The 18,902-nt window shown below is 71.9% G+C and carries 19 protein-coding genes; 14 read left to right on the top strand and 5 right to left on the bottom strand.

Translation table 11 applies throughout. The features are described from left to right. Positions 1 to 103: 103 nt before the first annotated feature. The 7 genes from ABD844_RS51025 (at position 104) to ABD844_RS50995 (ending at position 6,744) form a co-directional block, all read left to right on the top strand. Positions 104 to 838 (top strand): SDR family NAD(P)-dependent oxidoreductase, encoded by a 735-nt coding sequence (locus tag ABD844_RS51025; protein ID WP_344896842.1) that lies wholly within the window; start codon positions 104 to 106, stop codon positions 836 to 838. A 25-nt stretch (positions 839 to 863) separates the two neighbouring features. Next, complete coding sequence (locus ABD844_RS51020; protein WP_344896840.1) at positions 864 to 2,618, top strand: acetyl/propionyl/methylcrotonyl-CoA carboxylase subunit alpha; 1,755 nt, start codon at positions 864 to 866, stop codon at positions 2,616 to 2,618. 229 nt (positions 2,619 to 2,847) lie between these two features. Then, a complete protein-coding gene (locus tag ABD844_RS51015) occupies positions 2,848 to 4,218 on the top strand; it encodes a hypothetical protein (protein WP_344896838.1) in 1,371 nt (456 codons plus the stop codon). A 207-nt stretch (positions 4,219 to 4,425) separates the two neighbouring features. Next, positions 4,426 to 5,031, top strand: a complete 606-nt coding sequence (locus tag ABD844_RS51010) for a histidine phosphatase family protein (RefSeq protein ID WP_344896836.1) — start codon at positions 4,426 to 4,428, stop codon at positions 5,029 to 5,031. Beyond that, on the top strand, positions 5,028 to 5,573 hold the full coding sequence (locus ABD844_RS51005; RefSeq protein WP_344896834.1) for a GNAT family N-acetyltransferase: 546 nt from the start codon (positions 5,028 to 5,030) through the stop codon (positions 5,571 to 5,573). Before ABD844_RS51010 ends, ABD844_RS51005 begins: the two co-directional genes overlap by 4 nt. Beyond that, positions 5,570 to 6,112, top strand: a complete 543-nt coding sequence (locus ABD844_RS51000; RefSeq protein WP_344896831.1) for an NUDIX hydrolase — start codon at positions 5,570 to 5,572, stop codon at positions 6,110 to 6,112. Before ABD844_RS51005 ends, ABD844_RS51000 begins: the two co-directional genes overlap by 4 nt. A 50-nt stretch (positions 6,113 to 6,162) precedes the next feature. Then, positions 6,163 to 6,744, top strand: a complete 582-nt coding sequence (locus tag ABD844_RS50995) for a putative glycolipid-binding domain-containing protein (RefSeq protein WP_344896828.1) — start codon at positions 6,163 to 6,165, stop codon at positions 6,742 to 6,744. A 62-nt stretch (positions 6,745 to 6,806) separates the two neighbouring features. Here the strand turns inward: ABD844_RS50995 and ABD844_RS50990 are convergent, their stop codons facing one another. Then, on the bottom strand, positions 6,807 to 7,601 hold the full coding sequence (locus ABD844_RS50990; protein WP_344896825.1) for a GvpL/GvpF family gas vesicle protein: 795 nt from the start codon (positions 7,599 to 7,601) through the stop codon (positions 6,807 to 6,809). Between the two features lie 152 nt (positions 7,602 to 7,753). On the opposite strand from ABD844_RS50990, the gene ABD844_RS50985 reads away from it, so the two are divergent. After that, positions 7,754 to 9,289 (top strand): hypothetical protein, encoded by a 1,536-nt coding sequence (locus ABD844_RS50985; protein ID WP_344896822.1) that lies wholly within the window; start codon positions 7,754 to 7,756, stop codon positions 9,287 to 9,289. Positions 9,290 to 9,308: 19 nt separating this feature from the next. Here ABD844_RS50985 and ABD844_RS50980 read toward each other — a convergent pair whose 3' ends face one another. Then, entirely contained in the window at positions 9,309 to 9,776 is a 468-nt protein-coding gene (locus tag ABD844_RS50980) for a MarR family winged helix-turn-helix transcriptional regulator (protein ID WP_344896819.1), read from the bottom strand. A gap of 108 nt (positions 9,777 to 9,884) precedes the next feature. On the opposite strand from ABD844_RS50980, the gene ABD844_RS50975 reads away from it, so the two are divergent. Further along, positions 9,885 to 10,064 carry a hypothetical protein gene (locus ABD844_RS50975; RefSeq protein WP_344896816.1) on the top strand — a complete coding sequence of 60 codons (180 nt, stop codon included), beginning with the start codon at positions 9,885 to 9,887 and terminating at the stop codon, positions 10,062 to 10,064. An 87-nt stretch (positions 10,065 to 10,151) separates the two neighbouring features. Here ABD844_RS50975 and ABD844_RS50970 read toward each other — a convergent pair whose 3' ends face one another. Both ABD844_RS50970 and ABD844_RS50965 read right to left on the bottom strand, forming a co-directional pair. Continuing rightward, entirely contained in the window at positions 10,152 to 10,640 is a 489-nt protein-coding gene (locus tag ABD844_RS50970) for a DoxX family protein (protein ID WP_344896813.1), read from the bottom strand. A 173-nt stretch (positions 10,641 to 10,813) separates the two neighbouring features. Further along, entirely contained in the window at positions 10,814 to 12,202 is a 1,389-nt protein-coding gene (locus ABD844_RS50965; protein WP_344896810.1) for an NAD(P)H-quinone dehydrogenase, read from the bottom strand. Positions 12,203 to 12,272: 70 nt separating this feature from the next. Here ABD844_RS50965 and ABD844_RS50960 point away from each other — a divergent pair, with 70 nt between their 5' ends. Beyond that, positions 12,273 to 12,722 (top strand): gamma-glutamylcyclotransferase family protein, encoded by a 450-nt coding sequence (locus tag ABD844_RS50960; RefSeq protein WP_344896807.1) that lies wholly within the window; start codon positions 12,273 to 12,275, stop codon positions 12,720 to 12,722. A 20-nt stretch (positions 12,723 to 12,742) separates the two neighbouring features. On the opposite strand, the gene ABD844_RS50955 is transcribed toward ABD844_RS50960, so the two are convergent. After that, entirely contained in the window at positions 12,743 to 14,047 is a 1,305-nt protein-coding gene (locus ABD844_RS50955) for an MFS transporter (protein ID WP_344896804.1), read from the bottom strand. Between the two features lie 110 nt (positions 14,048 to 14,157). Between ABD844_RS50955 and ABD844_RS50950 the strand changes: the two genes are divergently transcribed. The 4 genes from ABD844_RS50950 to ABD844_RS50935 are packed head-to-tail and all read left to right on the top strand — an operon-like array spanning position 14,158 to position 18,895. Then, positions 14,158 to 15,126, top strand: a complete 969-nt coding sequence (locus tag ABD844_RS50950) for an Lrp/AsnC family transcriptional regulator (protein WP_344896801.1) — start codon at positions 14,158 to 14,160, stop codon at positions 15,124 to 15,126. Further along, positions 15,123 to 16,451 carry a M20/M25/M40 family metallo-hydrolase gene (locus ABD844_RS50945; RefSeq protein WP_344896798.1) on the top strand — a complete coding sequence of 443 codons (1,329 nt, stop codon included), beginning with the start codon at positions 15,123 to 15,125 and terminating at the stop codon, positions 16,449 to 16,451. Before ABD844_RS50950 ends, ABD844_RS50945 begins: the two co-directional genes overlap by 4 nt. A 3-nt stretch (positions 16,452 to 16,454) precedes the next feature. Continuing rightward, on the top strand, positions 16,455 to 17,270 hold the full coding sequence (locus ABD844_RS50940) for a purine-nucleoside phosphorylase (protein WP_344896795.1): 816 nt from the start codon (positions 16,455 to 16,457) through the stop codon (positions 17,268 to 17,270). Continuing rightward, a complete protein-coding gene (locus tag ABD844_RS50935) occupies positions 17,267 to 18,895 on the top strand; it encodes a phospho-sugar mutase (protein WP_344896792.1) in 1,629 nt (542 codons plus the stop codon). Before ABD844_RS50940 ends, ABD844_RS50935 begins: the two co-directional genes overlap by 4 nt. Positions 18,896 to 18,902 lie beyond the last annotated feature (7 nt).

Genomic DNA, 18,902 nt, shown 5'->3' with positions numbered 1-18,902 from the left:
TGTGAAAGCGCACTCACCCTAAGGAAGGGCCACCGGCCGTCGCCCGTGTTATGCCGAGCGGCTATGGTCTACCCGAGGATTGTTCGGATTGCGTGGGGGCTTCATGCGCGAGGTCGTGGTGACCGGCGGCGGCACCGGGATCGGCTACGCGACCGCCGCCGCGTTCGCCTCGCTCGGCGACCGCGTCACCATCACCGGCCGCCGCGAGCAGGTGCTCAGGGAGGCGGCGGAGCGGCTGGGCGCGGCGCACGTGCCGTTCGACGCCGCCAGCCCCGCCGCCGTGCACGAGGCGCTCGACAGCCTGCCCGCGCGGGTCGACGTGCTGGTCAACAACGCCGGCGGCAACACCGACCTCGACCGCGGGCGGTCCGCCGAGCTGATGGACGCCGAGCTGATGGACGTGGCCGAGGCGTGGTTGGCCAACCTCAACGCCAACCTCATGTCCGCGGTGCTCGTGACGACCGCGCTGGCGCCCCGCATGGGCGAGGGCGGGCGGATCGTCACGATCGGCTCGATCGCCGCCAGGGGCACGGGCTCCGGCTCGTACGGCGCCGCCAAGGCCGCCGTCGAGTCCTGGACCGCCGACCTGGCCGCCGACCTGGGCCCACGGGGCATCACCGCGAACGTCGTGTCGCCGGGGCTGATCCTCGACACCGAGTTCTTCCGCGGCCGGCTGACCGAAGAGGGCGTCAGGGCCCGGGTGCAGAACACCCGAAACGGCCGCCCCGGCACCCCCTCCGACGTGGCCGACGCCGTCGTGTTCCTGGCCTCCGCGGGAGCCGGGCACGTCACGGGGCAGGTGCTCCATGTCAACGGCGGCGCCTACCTGGGCCGCTGAACTCTGGGAGGAGGGACGATAGCCGGTGCGGAAGGTTCTGATCGCCAACCGCGGCGAGATCGCCGTACGTGTGGCCCGCGCCTGCCAGGACGCCGGGATCGGCAGCGTGGCCGTCTACGCCGACCAGGACCTCGACGCCCTGCACGTCAAGCTCGCCGACGAGGCGTACGCGCTGCGCGGTGAGTCCCCCGCCGACACCTACCTCGACGTCGGCAAGCTCCTCGACGTCGCCCGCCGCTCCGGCGCCGACGCCGTGCACCCCGGCTACGGCTTCCTGGCCGAGAACGCCGCCTTCGCCCAGGCCGTCATCGACGCCGGCCTGATCTGGATCGGGCCGCCGCCGGCCGCCATCGCCGCGCTCGGCGACAAGGTGCGGGCCAGGCACATCGCCCAGAAGGTCGGCGCGCCGCTGGTCGCGGGCACCAAAGACCCGGTGAGCGGCGTCGCGGAGGTCGTGGCGTTCGCGGAGGAGCACGGGCTGCCGATCGCGATCAAGGCCGCGTACGGCGGGGGCGGGCGCGGCATCAAGGTCGCCCGCCGCCTGGAGGAGGTCCCCGAGCTGTACGAGTCGGCCGTGCGCGAGGCGGTCGCCGCCTTCGGCCGCGGCGAGTGCTTCGTCGAGCGCTACCTCGACCGGCCCCGCCACGTGGAGACCCAGTGCCTGGCCGACCGGGCGGGCGACGTGGTCGTGGTGAGCACCCGCGACTGCTCGCTCCAGCGCCGTCACCAGAAGCTGGTGGAGGAGGCCCCTGCCCCGTTCCTGACCGACGAGCAGGTCGAGATCCTCTACACCGCCTCCAAGGCCATACTCAAGGAGGCCGGCTACGTCGGGGCGGGCACCTGCGAGTTCCTCGTCGGGCAGGACGGCACGATCTCCTTCCTCGAGGTCAACACCCGGCTGCAGGTCGAGCACCCGGTCAGCGAGGAGGTCTCGGGCATCGACCTCGTACGCGAGATGTTCCGCATCGCCGACGGCGAGCCGCTCGGCTACGGCGACCCCGTGCTGCGCGGCCACTCGATCGAGTTCCGGATCAACGCCGAGGACGCCGGGCGCGGCTTCCTGCCCGCCCCCGGCACGCTGGCCGCCATGCGCCCGCCCGCGGGGCCCGGCGTGCGGCTCGACTCCGGGTACGAAGCGGGCATGACGGTCTCTGGCACGTTCGACTCGCTGGTGGCGAAGCTGATCGTGACCGGGCGGACGCGCCAGGAGGCGCTGGAGCGGTCGCGGCGGGCGCTGGCGGAGTTCGAGATCTCGGGCATGCCGACGGTGCTGCCGTTCCATCGGGCCGTGGTGTCGGATCCGGCGTTCACGTCGTCGCCGTTCACCGTGCACACGCGGTGGATCGAGACGGAGTGGGACAACACGGTGGCCCCGTACGACGGGGACCTGGCCGCCGGTGCGGCCGCCGCCAGGGAGACGGTGACGGTCGAGGTCGGGGGCAAGCGGCTGGAGGTCGTCCTGCCCGCGGGCCTGGGCACGTCCGACGCCTCCGCCGCGCCTTCCGCGCCGGGCAGGGCGTCCAGGCGTACGGCGGGCGGGGCCAGGAAGGCCGCGGCCGGCGGCGACGCGCTCATCACGCCCATGCAGGGCACGATCGTCAAGGTCGTGGCCTCCGACGGTGACGTGGTGAACGAGGGCGACACGGTGGTGGTGCTGGAGGCCATGAAGATGGAGCAGCCGCTGACGGCCCACAAGTCCGGCACGGTCACGGGGCTGACGGCGGCGGTCGGGCAGACGGTCACCTCGGGCGCCACGATCTGCGAGATCAAGGACACCTGACGCGATACCGTCCCGGGACGCGTACGGCGGGGGCGGCGGGGGCGCGCGGGCGGCGGGCAAAGGTCTCTTGACCGGGAATCGACCGTACCCACGCACAACCAGTGCCGGTTTCTTGGGCGACTTCTTGGGCGACGAAGTGCGTCCAGGCGTGCCAGGACAGGTAGCGTGCGCAGTAAGGAACTTTGCCGATCGCCCGTTCGTCCTCAAGGGCGAAGGAGGCTTGCTGCCAATGACCCATTCGCTGCGCCGAGCAGGGGCCGCGATCGCGGCTCTGATCGCCGGTCTGATCGTCGTTCTTGCGCTGTCCCCTGCCGCCAACGCGGCGGCTCCCCCGGACGTCAACACGGTGGTGTCCAACTGGAAGAATGATCCGCTCTATGTGGTGTCCGGCTCGTCCCTGACGTCTGATCAGCAGAGTGAGATCCGTGACGCGCTCAAGGGGGCCGACAGCAAGATCTTCACTGTCGCGCTGCCCGACGGCACCGTGACCGACTCCAACGTTGCGTCCTTCATGACCAGCCTCGACTCCGCGATGAAGGCCGCGAGCGCACCGTCGGCCACCTTCGCGGTGCTCGACGGCACGACCCTTTACTCGGCCTCCAACTCGCTGCGCCAGCAGGGCCTCGCGGGCGACCTGGCCAGGCTGGCCACCACCAACAACTCCGGTGACGTGGTCGCGGGCATGAAGGATTTCGTCAACCGCGTGGACATGGCCGCCAAGGGTGACCGTTCGGCCCTCTCCTCCGGCAGCCAAGCCAACCCGGGCGCCGGCGGCACCACCGCGCTGATCGCACTGGGCGCGCTGGTCGTGGTCGGCGGTGGCGGCTACTTCCTCTACTCCAGCAACAAGAAGAAGAAGCGGGCCATCCAGGACGCCAAGGACCTCGCGGCCGTCAAGCAGACCGTCGACGAAGACGTCACCAAGCTGGGCGAGGAGATCACCGTTCTCGACTCCGACGTCTCGCTGGCCGGTCAGGGCGGCACGCACATCGAGGAGTGGCAGACGGCGCTCGACTCGTACGAGAAGGCCAAGACGCAGCTCGCCACCGTCCAGCGGGCCGACCAGGTGCGCGACGTCACCCAGACCCTCGAGGACGGCCGTTACGCGCTGGCCGTGGTGAAGGCCAAGGTCAACAACGAGCCGGTGCCCGAGCGGCGGGCCCCCTGCTTCTTCAACCCGCAGCACGGCCCGTCGGCGCGTGACGTCCGCTGGGCCCCGCCCGGTGGCGCGGTGCGCGACGTGCCCGCCTGCAAGATGGACGCCGAGGCCGTGGAGCGCGGCTTCGACCCGCAGATGCGCGAGGTCATGGTCGACGGCCAGCGCCGGCCCTACTACGACGCAGGCCCCGCCTACCAGCCGTACGCCTACGGCTACTACGGCGGCTTCGGCGACATCATGACCGGCATGTTCATCGGCACCATGATGGGCAGCATGCTCGGCGGCGGCTTCGGCTTCGGCGGCTACGGCGCCGGCTACGCCGAGGGCTACGCGGACGGCGGCGGCGGCGACCTCGGCGGCGGCGGCGACGCGGGCGGCTGGGGCGACTTCGGTGGCGGCGGCGACTTCGGCGGGGGCGACTTCGGCGGAGGCGACTGGTAACCCGTAGGGCCCGAGCCCAAGACCGGTCAAGCCCCAGATCGTGCTCACGATCTGGGGCTTTTCGCTACCCCGAACCCCCGTCACCGGAGGCCGGGCACCGGGTGCGCGGCGGCTGGCCGTTCGCCGTGCCGTATCCGGCCTCCCGGCCGTTGCCCCCGGCGCCCGGATCGGGCCCGGGGCGTGGGGAGTCGTCGTAGGGTGCGGGTCATGAGCGTTCGCCTGTTGTGCCTGCGCCACGCCGAGTCCGAGAACGTCGTCGCCGGGGCCGCGGGCGCGCTGCCCGGCGCGGAGCTGACCCCGCGCGGGCGGGCGCAGGCGGCACGGGCCGCACACCTGCTGCGGGCCGAGGGGATCGCCAAGGTGTACGCCGGCGACGCGGTGCGGGCACGCCGGACCGCCGAGATCATCGCCGGGACGCTCGACGCCGACGTGGCGGTGCTGCCCGCACTGGCCGAGATGGGTCTCGGCGGGGCAGAGGGCACGAAGGACCGGGCGGTACGGGCGCGTACGGCCGAGGTCCTGCGCTCGTGGGTGGTGGACGGCGACCTGCGCGCGGCGGTCGGCGACGGGGAGGACGGGCAGGCCGTCACCGCACGCGTCATCGCCGCCCTCACCTCGATCGCGGCGGCGCACCCGGGCGGGACGGTCGCCGTGGTCGGTCATGTCGCGAGCCTGACCGCCGGGCTCAGCGTGTTGTGCGGGCTGGGCGGGCGGGTGTGGGGGTCGCCGCTGCCGTTCGCGACGCCGTTCCTCGTCGAGCACGACGGCGGCTCGTGGCACTGCCGTACCTGGCCGCCAGAATGTTGGGTGTGATCTATCTTGCCCACGGGCCGCGCGTGGCGATCCGCTACATCAGCTTGCAGGACTTCGAGGAGCTGGCGGTCCTGCACGAGGAGAGCGCGGAGCTGCTCGCCCGCTGGATGCCCGGCGCGCCCATCACCACGTACGACGACTTCGAGAGATACCTGGCCAGGTTCGACGGGCCGCTGCACGAGGGGTTCCTCATCTGCCTGCGTGACACCGGCGCGATCGTCGGCCGGGTCAACATCAACAACATCATCCGGGGCACCCACCAGTGCGCGACCATCGGCTACTCGGCCTTCGCGTCCACGGCCAGGCGCGGCTATCTGACGGAGGGGCTGGGGCTGCTGGTGGCGTACGCGTTCGGTGAGATGGCGCTGCACCGGCTGGAGGCCAACATCCAGCCTTCGAACACCGCCTCACTCAACCTGATCAAGCGCGTCGGCTTCCAGCGCGAGGGCTACTCCCCGAACTTCCAGTTCGTCGACGGCGCCTGGCGCGACCACGAGCGCTGGGCCATCACCGTCGAGATGACCGAACCGGAGGCCGGATGAACGAGGCGATCTCCCGGGAGACGGCCCGCGTGGTGCTGGTCGACCCCGCCGATCGGGTGCTGCTCTACCGGGGACGGCTGCTGCAGGTGGAGAGCCGACCGTACGCGTGGTTCACCCCCGGGGGCGGCGTCGATCCGGGAGAGAGCGCGCGGCAGGCCGCGGCCCGAGAGCTGCGGGAGGAGATCGGCCACGTCGTGGCGCCCGAGGCGCTCGGGCCGGTGGTGGCGACCAGCGCGGGCGGGTGGAGCCTGGACGGGCAGCGGTTCCACTCCCACGACTCGTTCTTCGTGCTGCGGGTGGACGGCCTGGAGGTGGACACGTCCGGCATGGACGCGGAGGAGCGCGCGTCCACCGACCGCTTCCGCTGGTGGAGCGTGCCTGAGCTGACCGCCGGGCTCGGGGGCGAGCAGGTCGTGCCCACCGGGCTCGGCCTGGTGGTGGCGCGGGCGGTCGCCGGGGACGTCCCCGCCGCGCCGGTCGTCCTGCCGTGGCACCTCACGGACGCCGGCCAACAGGTCGGTACGATCCAGGCCCCCTGATCCGGCGGAGATCACCTGCGTTCCCCGGGTGGGCGTGCAAGAATCCGGGCGTGGGATTCGTGTCGTTGCCTGAGGGCGCCGCGTGGCGGCATCTCGACGCACGTGTCGGGTTCGAGGTCACGTACTTCCTCGCCCAGGAGGACGGCTACCGCGTCGAGGGCTGCACGACCGCGGTCGAGGACAGGCTGAGCTGGATCGTGGAGTACGCGATCGACGTGGACGCCGCCTGGCGCACCCGTCGTGCGCGCGTCACCAGCCGTTCGGCGTCCGGAAGGCGGCGCACGCTGATCGAGGCCGACGGCGACGGCCACTGGTGGATCGACGGTGCGCACGCTCCCGACCTCGACGGCTGCCTTGACGTCGATCTGGAGTCGTCGGCGATGACCAACACGTTCCCGGTCCACCGGCTGGGCCTGGCCGTGGGGGCGGACGCCGACGCCCCGGCCGCCTTCGTCCGCGCGCTCGACCTCGGTGTCGAGCGGATCGACCAGCACTACACCCGTGTCCCCGGAGAGTCCGGCCGCCTGGAATACGACTACTCGTCCCCGGTCTTCGACTTCCACTGCCGGCTCGTGTTCGACGAGTCGGGGCTGGTCATGGACTACCCGGGGCTGGCGGCCCGCGAGCGCTGAACCGCCTTGACCTCGACTGGGGCCGAGGCTGCGCGGCGGCGAGGCCGCCAGGCACGCCGCGCCTACACGGTGACGAAGTCGTAGGGGGCCATCGGGCCGAGGAGGCGCAGCTCGACGCGGCCCTCCCAGCGCTCGCCGAACTCCGTCAACGCCCGCTCCAGCCCTTCGCGGTCGTCGGCCTCGGCCAGCAGGGCCACGTGCACGGCGTCGCGTTCGTCCGACGGGTCCAGGAGCGCGGCCCGGGTGTAGTGCCCGGACAGGCCGTCGAGCAGGAGCAGGGTGTCCAGGTCGCGCTTGGCCTCGATCGAGGCGGTGACGATCTCGTCGAGCCGGGCGCGTTCTGGCCCGGTCGCGTCCTCGGACGTGCCATGGACGGCCGCACGCAGGCGTACGGCCTCGGGGCTCTCCGCGAGGATCTCGGCGAGCACGGCCCGCTCGTCGTAGCGGCCCTCGACGACGTACTCGGCGCTGCCCCGCAGGTCGCCCAGCTTGGCGAGGTAGGCGTCGTGGTGTGGCGCGAGCAGCTCCGTCACGACGGACCCCGGGTTGGCCAGCACCGCGCCGAACCGGAACGGCAGCACCGGCCCCTTGGCCGCCATCTCGTCGAGCAGCTCCTCGTGCGTCCTGAGGTCGTCCGCCCGGTCCAACGGCCGGTGCACGTCGACGTCGCTGACGAGGGCCGCGATCCGGCCGTGTTCGACCAGTTTGACCTCTCCGGCCGGGTCGCCCAGACCGCGTCGGCCGGGGGCCACCTTGGTCTCCGCGAGCACGATGCCGTAGACGTACGAGCCCAGGTTCTTGCCGCCAGGGGCCTGCTCGGGCGCGGAGGCGCTGGAAGCCTTCGTCGAACGTCCCATCGTGCTTGCCTGCCCAGACAACCCGACAAAGAACCACATACGACCAAAAACCCGGCAGGCTTGACATACGGCGAGCTTGCATTCGACCACCTTCCGTGACATTTGCGGAAACTCGTTCGAAGACGTCCATAGGTGGATGGAACGATGTGCGCGTGGCACACCCCAGCTACCGCAGCACGCCCCCGGCCGCCGGGCAGGACCGACCGGCCGGGCATCTGCTCGTGGAGTCCATCCATCGGCTGGCCGAAGAGACCGGGCGCGGCCGGCGCCATGCCGCCGACAATCTCGCCGCCGCCCTCACCCTCGCCGTCACCGACGCCGTCCTCGCCGACCAGGCCACGGACGTGCTGGCGGCGGCGAACCCCGCGATCTGGCTCGATCTGGACATCGCGCTACGCCGACGGGACGACAGGAACCGGACGGTCGATCGCTCACCCCTGCCGCTCGCCCTCGTGCTGACGGCCTGCGCCAGGAGGGGGCGGAAGCGGGAGTGGGCCGTCCGGCATCCGGTCATGCGGGACGACCTCCGGCCGCTGCCCGTCCTGCTGGTCAGGAGCACCGACTGGGCCGAGGCGGTGCGGGCCCCGGCGTTGAAGGTCCTGCGTGAGGTGCTCACGGACGGGAACGTACCGGCCACGGCGCTCGCGTCCGCCGCGTCGGTGGCCGTGCGGCTGGCGGACCGCGTACGCGGCGGCCCCGCCCTCGACCTGGTCTGCGACGCCCTCGTCCGAGCCGGTGACGACACGCTGGACGGCGTGCGCGCGTGCGCCGACCCGCGCGGGCGGCGGTACGCGTTCGACGTGGTGCTGCGCGCGGGCCGTATGGACCACGGCCGCCTGGTCGCCGCGGCGAGGCATGAGCCCGACTCCGTCATCCGTACGCGCTGCGCCACCGAACTGGCCGAACAGGCGGTCGCCCAGGACCGGCCCGAACTGGCCGAGGAGATCCTGGACGGCACCTCGGCCGCCGGGCGCGTCCAGGCCCTGACCGCCCTCGTACGGCTCGGCCACACCCGGCACGCCTCCCGGTTCCTGGACGACGTCACAGGCATGGTCCGGCTCACCGCGCAGTGGGGCTTGCGGCGGGCGGGCGGCGACCCGGCCGAGCTCTACCGGCGGCGCGTCGAGAACGGCGGGGCCACGCGCGGGCTGCTGGCCGGGCTGGGCGACTGCGGCGCGCGGGCGGACGGCGCTCTGGTCGAGCCGTACCTGCGGGACCCGAGACCGCGGGTGCGGGCGGAGGCGGTGCGTACGCTGCGCCGCCTGGGCGCGCGGGCCGACGTCGCCGCCCTGCTGGGGGACCCGGCGCCGGTGGTGGTCAGGAACGTCGTGACCACGCTGCTGGCCGACGGCCCCGGCGTGCCGGTCGAGCGGCTGTGGGCGTTGTGCGCCGCCGGGCGGCCCCGCCATGTCCGGGTGGCCGCGTACCGGCTGCTCGCCCGGCGGGACGCGTGGAGCCGGATCCACGCGGGCCTGCGTCTCGTCAGCGACCCGGACGAGACGCTGCGCGGGCTGGCCCACGCCGACCTGACCCTGTGGTGCAGGGCGGACGTCGCGACCGCGTATCGGCGGCCCTGCCCCGCGGCGCTGCGCGAGAAGCTGGTCGACCTCACCCGCACGGCGGCAGAGGCTCTCGGCGCCGAGAGCACGCGCCTGCTGCTCTGGTCGCTGCGCGACGGGACCGGCTGACGGCCCCCAGGGGGAGCGGTCAGTCGTCCTGGCGGCCGGGGGTCGTGTGGGTGGCCTCGATCACGCGTGTCAGCACCCGGTGCAGGTCCTGCAGCTCTTCGAGGCCCATGCCGAGACGCGCCACGATGGCGGGCGGGATCTTCTCGGCCTCCGACCTGAGCCGCCGCCCCTCGGGGGTGAGGGTCACCACGAGGGCGCGCTCGTCGTGGGCGTTGCGCTCGCGGTGGATGTAGCCCAGCGCCTGGAGCCGCTTGAGCAGGGGCGACAGGGTGCCGGGGTCGAGCTGGAGCAGCTCGCCCAGCTCTTTGACCGACAGCGGCTCGTACTGCCAGAGGGCCAGCATGGCGAGGTACTGCGGGTGGGTCAGACCCATGGGCTGCAGCAGCGGCCGGTAGAGGCCGATGACGCTGCGGGACGCGACGCTCAGGGCGAAGCACACCTGCCGGTCGAGGGCCAGCAGATCTGTTGCGTCTGTCACAGGCTCCATCCGTATGCACCTCCGGCTGGCTCTGGTAAATTACTTTGTGTACCAAGTATTAGGGCACAAACAGCTCCTACGCAAATCTTCGCAGGCCGACCTTGAAGGGACGTCGCCGTGTTTCACCGCAAGCCGCTGGAGGAACGCATCGCCGAGCGTCAGGCCAAGCTGCGCCCACTGAAGGAGGGCAAGCACTTCGAGCACGGCCCGGCCAAGTTCGTGTTCGTGTCGCTGATCGCCCTGGTGGTACTGGTGCACTTCGGCGGGCTCGCCCTCGTCATGCACTTCTACTCCTGACGAATACTCCCGACGAACCACACCCAGACCCTCGCGCGTGTGCTCACCCAGGAAGGCGAGCACACGCGTCGGCGTTCGGGCCACGGCTCAGGAGGCGCTGCGGGCCGGGATCCGGGCGGCGCGTACGCGGCTCCCGGCCGCCGCCCAGAGCGCGATCCCGACGAAGAGCGCCTGCTCGGGAACGCGCTGCCACAGCGGCGAGGCGAGGCTGGTCCCGGCCACGGCCGCGTACACGTTGGCGGGCAGCAGGGCCAGGAACAGCAGCGCCAGGCAGATCCCGGCGGGCCGGCGAAACCGTTCGAGCACCAGCCCCACGGCCCCGGCCAGCTCCAGCACGCCGGTCAGATACACCATGAAACCGGGGAACGGCACGAAGGGCGGCACCATGGCCACCATGTCCTCGTAGTTCGGCATGAAGGTCACCCCACCCGGGACGAAGTGGGCACTCGCGGTCATGACAAGCATGACGGCCAGGCCATGGGCCACGCTGACCCGCCACGTACGGAACCGGCCCACACCCAGCGCACCCAGCAGCCGGAACGCCGACGTGGCGACCAGCAGAACGATCACGGTCATCAAACACCCCTTTGGATAGCGAAACTATCTATCAAATAGATAGCATCACTATCCAACAAAGGCAAGTCCTTTACCCGGCGACCTCAGCCCGTCGGCACCGCCGCACGGCACGAAAAAGGGCGCGTGGTGCCTCGCACCACGCGCCCTCCGGCGGAAACCTAGATGGCGGAAATCTAGATGGACACCCCGGGCTGCATGAGCCGCCGGGCGGCCTCGGTGATCGACCCCGACAACGACGGGTAGACCGCGAACGTGTGCGCGAGCTGGTCGACGGTCAGCCGCTGCTGCACCGCCACCGACACGGCCAGGATCAGCTCGGACGCGCGCGGCGCCACGACCACGCCGCCCAGCACGATGCCGGTGTGCGGACGGCAGAACAGCTTGACGAACCCGTCGTTGAAGCCCTGCATCTTGGCCCGCGCGTTCGTCGCCAGCGGCAGCTTGACCACGTTCGCCTCGATCTCGCCGGACTCGATGGACTGCTGGGAGACGCCCACCGCGGCGATCTCCGGGTCGGTGAAGATGTTGGAGGCCACCGTGGCCAGCCGCAGCGGCTGTACGGCCTCGCCCAGCGCGTGCCACACCGCGATGCGGCCCTGCATGGCCGCGACCGAGGCCAGCATGAGCACGCCCGTGCAGTCGCCGGCGGCGTAGACCCCGGCGGCGGACGTGCGCGAGACCTTGTCGACCTTGACGAACCCGCCCCGGTCGAGCTGCACCCCGGCCTCCTCCAGCCCGATGCCGGAGGTGTTGGGGACCATGCCGACCGTCATCAGCGCGTGCGAGCCCTCGGCGGTGCGGCCGTCTTCGAGCGTCACCACCACGCCGTCGGGCGTGCGCTTGACGGACGCGGCCCGGGAGCGGGCCATGACGTTCATGCCGCGCCGCCGGTAGACCTCTTCGAGCACCTCGGCGCCGTCGGCGTCTTCGTTGGGCATCATCCGGTCGCGGCTGGAGACCAGCGTGACCTCGGCCCCCAGCGACCGGTAGGCACCCGCGAACTCCGCCCCCGTCACGCCGGAGCCGACCACGATCAGGTGCTCGGGCAGCTCTTCCAGGTCGTAGAGCTGACGCCAGTTGAGGATGCGCTCGCCGTCGGGCTCGGCCCCCGGCAACACGCGCGGGGTCGCGCCGGTGGCGAGAAGGACCACGTCGGCCCTGATCGTACGGTCGCCGGCCTTGACCACCTGCGGGTCGACCAGCCGGCCGCGCGCCCTGATGATCTCGACGCCCTCGGCCTCGACCCGCGTCGCGATGTCGGCCGACTGGGCCTGGGCCAGCTCTTTGACCCGCTTGTTGACCAGCGGCAGATCGACCCCGACCACCCCCGCGTCGCCGTCGGGCCCGCCGGAGTAGGCCACGCCCAGGGACGAGGCGTCGTGCAGGGCCTGCTTGCGCACGGAGGTCGCGATCAGCGTCTTGGACGGCACGCAGTCGGTCAGCACGCACGCGCCACCCGGGCCGTCCTGCTCGACCATCGTGACTTGCGCGCCCAACTGAGCGGCCACCAACGCCGCCTCGTAGCCGCCTGGCCCGCCACCGATGATCACGATCCTCGTCACGCGTACCATTCTCCCGCATGCCCCGAGTCGCCGACGAACGGGGCATGGTCTCAACCGCTACTCTTCTGCTGTGCCTGTCTACGCCGCCTACGGCAGCAACATGGACCCTGAGCAGATGGCCATGCGAGCCCCGCATTCCCCGATCAGGGGAGTGGGCTGGCTGCCGGGCTGGCGCCTGACCTTCGGAGGCATGGACCTCTCGTGGGAGGGCGCGGTCGCCACGATCGTCGAAGACCCTGACGAGCACGTGTTCGTGGTCCTGTACGACGTGCCCGACTGGGAGGAGACCTCGCTCGACCAGTGGGAGGGCGCGGTGCGCGGGGCCTACCACAAGGTGCGGCTGCGGGTGCAGACGCTGGAGGGCGAGGTCGTGGCCTGGTTCTACGTGCTCGACGGCTACGAGGGCGGCCTGCCGTCGGCCCGCTATCTGGGCATCCTGGCCGAGGCGGCCGAGCGGGCGGGCGCCCCCGACGACTACGTCAAGGAGCTGCGGGAGCGCCCCTGCACCTCGTTCGGCTGACGAGGCTGCCGACAAAGCGGCTAACGCAGCGGCTCGTCCTTGGTCTCCTTGAGGACGAAGAGGTAGACCAGCGTGGAGATCAGCGCCAGCGCCGACATGTACCACGGGAAGAACCCGGGGTTCCCCGCGTCCCGCAGCGCGGTGCCGATCAGCGGGGCGGTGCCGCCGAAGAGCGCCACGGTCAGCGAGTACGGGAACCCGGCCCCCGCCGCCCGCACCCGCGTCGGGAAGAGCTCCGAGTTGACCGCCGCCGAGATCGAGGTGAAGCAGCCCAGGAAGACCATGCCGACGAGCTGCACCACCAGCAGGCTCCAGTAGGCGTCGGTGAGCAGCCCGAGCAGCGGCACGGGCAGCACGAGGAACCCGACCCCGAACGCGATCAGCAGCGGCCTACGCCCGACCCGGTCCGACAGCATGCCGAGCAGCGGCTGCAGCAGCATGAAGAAGACCAGCGAGATCGTGCCGATCTGCAGCGACTCCGCCTCGTCGAAGTTCACGGTGATCTGCGCGTACGTGGGCAGGAAGCTGGTCCACGTGTAGTACGCCACGGTGCCGGCGATCGTGATGCCCACGATCGTGGCCGCCGCCCTCGGGTAGTGCCTGAGGAAGTCGAACAGCTTGGGCCGTTCGGCCTCGCCGCGCTGGATCTCCTCCGCCACGGCCGAGGTCTCGTCGGCGCCCTTGCGGATCCACAGGCCCACGAGGCTGAGCACGGCGCCCACGATGAACGGGATGCGCCAGCCGTAGGAGTTCATGTCGGCCTCGACCAGGGCCGTGGCCAGCACCGCCGCCAGGCCCGAGGCCAGGAGCTGGCCGATGGTGGTGCTGACGTACTGGAAGCTGGAGAAGAGGCCGCGGCGGCCGGCGGGGGCCGACTCCACCAGGAACGTGGTCGCGGCGGCGAACTCACCGCCCACCGACAGGCCCTGGATGAGCCGGGCGAGGGTGAGGATGATCGGCGCGAGCACGCCCACCGCGGCGTAGGTGGGGGTCAGCCCGACGAGCAGCGAACCTGCGCCCATCAGCACGATCGTGAACGTCATGGCGGCCTTGCGGCCGTAGCGGTCGGCGAAGGCGCCGACGAGCAGGCCGCCGAGCGGCCGCATGAAGAAGCCCACCGCGAACACGGCGAACGAGCTCAGCAGGGGGACCAGGCTGTTGCCCGCACTCTCGGGGAAGACCTGCTTGGAGAAGTAGGTGGCCAAAAAGGTGTAGGCGTACCAGTCGTACCACTCCACGACGTTGCCGATGCTGGCCGCCATGAGCTGGCGTACGCGGCTCTTGGGGATGCCGAGTGGGGATTGCGCCACTGGGGAGGTCGCCACGTGGGCTCCTTTGCTGACAAGTGCGGTGATGGCCTACTGTGCAATCGGGCGACCGAAACAGTCAAATATTCCGGCAAACATTTACAATCCCGACATCGAAACGGGCTTAGGTGGACGTTCTCGACCGGCGACTCATCGCCGCGCTGCAAGTGAGCCCACGGGCCTCGTGGGGCGACATCGGCCGGGCCGTGGGCGAGCACGAGCGCACGGTCGCGCGGCGGTTGCAGCGGCTGATCGCCGACGGGGTCGTGCGGGTCACGGCCATCTACGACGACCTGCGCACCGGCCACGGCCGCCCGGTGCACCTGCACGTCCAGGTGCGCCCCGGCACGGCGGCGCAGGTCGCCAAGGCGCTGGCCGACCGGCCCGACACACGCTCGGTCTACTCGCTGACCGGGGCCGCCGACCTCGGTTGCGAGCTGGTCTCGCCCTCCAGGGAAGACCTGCACCGCATCCTCACCGCGCAGATCTCCGACATCGACGGCGTGCTGAAGACGCAGACCCAGGTCGTGCTGCACACGTTCAGGACCGTGGCCGAGTGGCACGCGCCCTTCCTCACCGAGCAGGAGGTCGCCGAGCTGCGACCGCCCCCGCCTCCCGAGTGCCTGCCCGACGAGGACGGGCTGTCGCCCCTGGAGGAGGAGATCGCCAGCCTGCTCGCCGCCGACGGCCGGATCGCCTTCACCGCGGTGGCCGAGCGGCTGGAGCTCTCGGTGCCGACCGCGCGCCGGCGGGTCACCTCGCTGATCGAGCGGCGCCTGCTGCTGCCGCGCGCCGAGGTCGAGCCCGCGCTGCTCGGCCTGGAGGTCGAGGCCATGTTGTGGCTGAAGGTACGCCCCCACGGCCTCGACTCGGTCGGCCGGCGGCTGGCGGCGCACCCCGACGTCCGTTACTGTGCCGCCACCACGGGCACCCACTCCCTCATCGTCCAGGTCGTGGCGGCGCACGAGGCGGCCCTCTACCGTTTCATGACCGGCGTCGTCGGCCGGTACGACGAGATCACCGACGTCGACCTCACCCTGATCACCCGCGCCCACAAGCGCGGCCACCTCCACAAGTCCGGACTGCTCACGCCTTGACCCACCATGAGGAGACATCCATGACCCCAGCCGAGAACGAAGTAGCCGACCTCTGCGTAGAGCTGATCCGCGTCGACAGCAGCAACTACGGCGACGGCAGCGGCCCGGGCGAGCGGGCCGCCGCCGAGGTCGTCATGGCCAGGCTGGCCGAGGTGGGCATCGAGTCCACCTACATCGAGAGCGAGCCGGGCCGCGGCAACGTGATCACCCGGGTCGAGGGCACCGACCCGTCCCTGCCCGCGCTGCTCGTCCACGGCCACCTGGACGTCGTGCCGGCCAACGCCGCCGACTGGACGGTCGACCCGTTCGCGGGCGAGGTGCGCGACGGCTACATCTGGGGCCGCGGCGCCGTGGACATGAAGGACATGGACGCGATGATGCTGGCCGTGCTGCGCCAGCTCAAGCAGGAGGGCCGCAGGCCGCGGCGCGACCTGGTCTTCGCCTGGCTGGCCGACGAGGAGGCCGGCGGCGTCTACGGCGCCAAATACCTCACCGCCCACCACCCCGAGCTGTTCGAGGGGGTCACCGAGTCGATCAGCGAGGTCGGCGGCTACTCGCTGGAGGTGGACCCCTCGCTGCGGCTCTACCTGATCGAGACGGCCCAGAAGGGCCTGGCCTGGATGAAGCTGGTGGCCGACGGCACGGCCGGGCACGGCTCGATGCTCAACTCCGACAACGCGGTCACCGAGATCGCCCAGGCGGTGGCCCGGATCGGCGCGCACGACTGGCCGCTGACCTACACGCCCACGGTCCGCAGGTTCCTCACCGAGGTCGCCGCCGCGTTCGGCATCCCGTTCGACGAGGACGACCCGCAGCCCGTGCTCGACAAGATCGGGCCGCTGGTCAGGTTCGTGGGCGCGACGCTGCGGCATACGGCCAACCCGACCCAGCTCGACGCCGGCTACAAGTCGAACGTCATCCCCGGCCAGGCCACGGCCGTGGTGGACGGGCGGTTCCTGCCGGGGTTCGAGGAGGAGTTCTTCAAGACCGTCGACGGGCTGCTCGGGCCGAAGGTGCGGCGTGAGTTCGTGCACCATGACATCGCGCTGGAGACCTCGTTCGACGGGGCGCTGGTGGAGTCGATGATCGCGGCGCTGAAGGCGGAGGACCCGGCGGCGCGGGCGATCCCGTACTGCATGTCGGGCGGCACCGACAACAAGACGTTCTTCGCGGACCTGGGGGTGCGCGGGTTCGGGTTCGTGCCGCTGCGGCTGCCGGCGGACATGGACTTCGCCTCGATGTTCCACGGCGTGGACGAGCGGGTGCCGGTGGACGCGCTGCAGTTCGGGGTGCGGGTGCTCGACAGGCTCCTCCTAAACTACTGAGGTGTGACCAAAGACGCATACACCCTGGCCGGCGAGGCCGCCGCGGAGCTGCGTGGCGCCGCCGGCCTCGGCAACTCCGACGCCCCCTTCGACGTGGCACTCGTCATGGGGTCGGGGTGGGTGCCCGCCGCCGACGCGATCGGCGAGACGGTGAGCGAGATCCCGTTCACCGGCCTGCCGGGCTTCAGCGCGCCCGCGGTGGCGGGGCACGGGGGCAAGATCCGGGTCGTACGCACCCCGGGCGGGCGGCACGCGCTGGTCCTCCTGGGGCGTACGCACCTGTACGAAGGGCTCGGGGTCGACGCGGTCGTGCACGGCGTGCGTACGGCGGCCGCGGCCGGGGTGCGCACGCTGGTGCTCACCAACGCCGCCGGCGGCCTGCGGCCCGAGACGCAGAACGTCGGCGACCCCGTGCTGATCAGCGACCACATCAACCTGACCGGGGCCAACCCGATCACCGGCACCACGTTCATCGACCTCACCGAGGTCTACTCGCGCCGCCTGCGCGCGCTGGTGCGCGAGGTCGACCCGAGCCTCTCCGAGGGCGTCTACGTGGCCTTCCGCGGCCCCACGTACGAGACGCCGGCCGAGATCCGCATGCTGCGCACGCTGGGCGGCGACCTGGTGGGCATGTCCACCGTCCTGGAGGCCATCGCCGCCCGCGAGGCGGGCCTGGAGGTGCTCGGCGTCTCGCTGGTCACCAACCCGGGGGCGGGCCTGTCAGGCGAGCCGCTGAACCACGAGGAGGTGCTGGAGGTCGGCCGGGCCACCGCCGCCCGGATGGGCGTACTGCTGGCCAAGGTGGTGGACCGGCTGTGAGCCTGCTGGAGGAGGCCCGCCGGTGGCTCGCGCAGGACCCCGACCCCGACACGCGCGCCGAGCTGTCCGGCCTGATCGAGCGCGCGGACCTGGCCGCCCTGGCCGAACGCTTCGAGGCCAAGCTGGAGTTCGGCACGGCGGGCCTGCGCGGCGAGCTGGGCGCGGGCCCCAACCGGATGAACCGCGTCACCGTGATGCGCGCCGCCGCCGGCCTGGCGAAGGTGCTCGGACCGGGCGGACACGTCGTCATCGGCTACGACGCCCGGCACAAGTCGGACGTGTTCGCCCGCGACACCGCGGCCGTGCTGACGGGCGCGGGCCTGCGCGCCTCGCTCCTGCCCGGTCCGCTGCCCACGCCCGTGCTGGCCTTCGCCGTACGCCGCCTGGGCGCGGACGCCGGGGTGATGGTCACCGCCAGCCACAACCCGCCCCGCGACAACGGCTACAAGGTCTACTGGGGCGACGGCTCCCAGATCGTGCCGCCGATCGACGCCGAGATCTCGGCCGCCATCGACGCCGTCGGCCGGGTGGACGAGCTGCCCATGAACGGCCCCGGCACGCTCGCCGAGCTGGGCGAGGACCTCGTGGACGCCTACGTCGGCGCGATCACGTCCCTGCCGCTGGGCGAGGCCCGCGACCTGCGCGTGGCGTACACGCCGCTGCACGGCGTCGGGGCCGCCACGCTGACGGACGCCTTCCTGGCCGCCGGTTTCGAGAGCCCGGCGGCGGTCGCGGAGCAGCGCGACCCCGACCCCGACTTCCCCACGGTCTCCTTCCCCAACCCGGAGGAGCCGGGCGCGATGGACCTGGCCGTGGCCCTGGCCGCCAAGCTGGAGGCCGATCTGGTGCTGGCCAACGACCCCGACGCCGACAGGTGCGCGGTGGGGGTGCCGCTGGCGGGCGGGGGCGTACGCATGCTGACCGGCGACGAGGTCGGCGGCCTGCTGGCCGAGCACGTGATCACGCACACCACCGGCGACCGCATGGTGGCCACCACCATCGTCTCCTCCACGCTGCTCGGCAAGATCGCCCAGGCGCACGGCGTCCGGTACGGCGAGACGCTGACCGGGTTCAAGTGGATCATCAAGGCGGGACCTGGGCTGGTGTTCGGCTACGAGGAGGCCATCGGCTACAGCGTGGGCTCCGACGCCGGCCTGCCGGTCCGTGACAAGGACGGCATCGGGGCCGCCCTGACCGTGGCGGGCATCGCGGCGGCGGCCAAGCGCGACGGCCGTACGCTGCTGGACCTGCTGGACGACCAGGCCCGCCGCTACGGGCTGCACGCGACGGCGCAGCTCTCGTTCCGGGTCGCCGACCTGGCGCTGATCGCCGGCGCGATGTCCCGGCTGCGTGCCGAGCCGCCCGCCACGCTGGGCGGGCTGCCGGTGGCCGGGACCGACGACCTGGCGCGCGGCGACGGGGGCCTACCGCCGACCGACGGCCTGCGCTATCGGCTCTCGGGCGGCGCCCGCGTGGTGGTGCGGCCGTCCGGCACGGAGCCCAAGCTGAAGTGCTACCTGGAGGTCGTGGTCCCGGTGACGGACACCCCGGCGCGGGCGCGGGCGCTCGCCGGAGAACGCCTCGACGCGCTCAAGGCCGATCTGACCGCCCGGCTCGGGTTGTAGCCGGTGG

Origin of the sequence: Nonomuraea antimicrobica (assembly GCF_039536965.1) — a bacterium.
GTDB lineage: Bacteria > Actinomycetota > Actinomycetes > Streptosporangiales > Streptosporangiaceae > Nonomuraea > Nonomuraea antimicrobica.
This window is presented reverse-complemented; position numbering and strand designations above follow the sequence as displayed.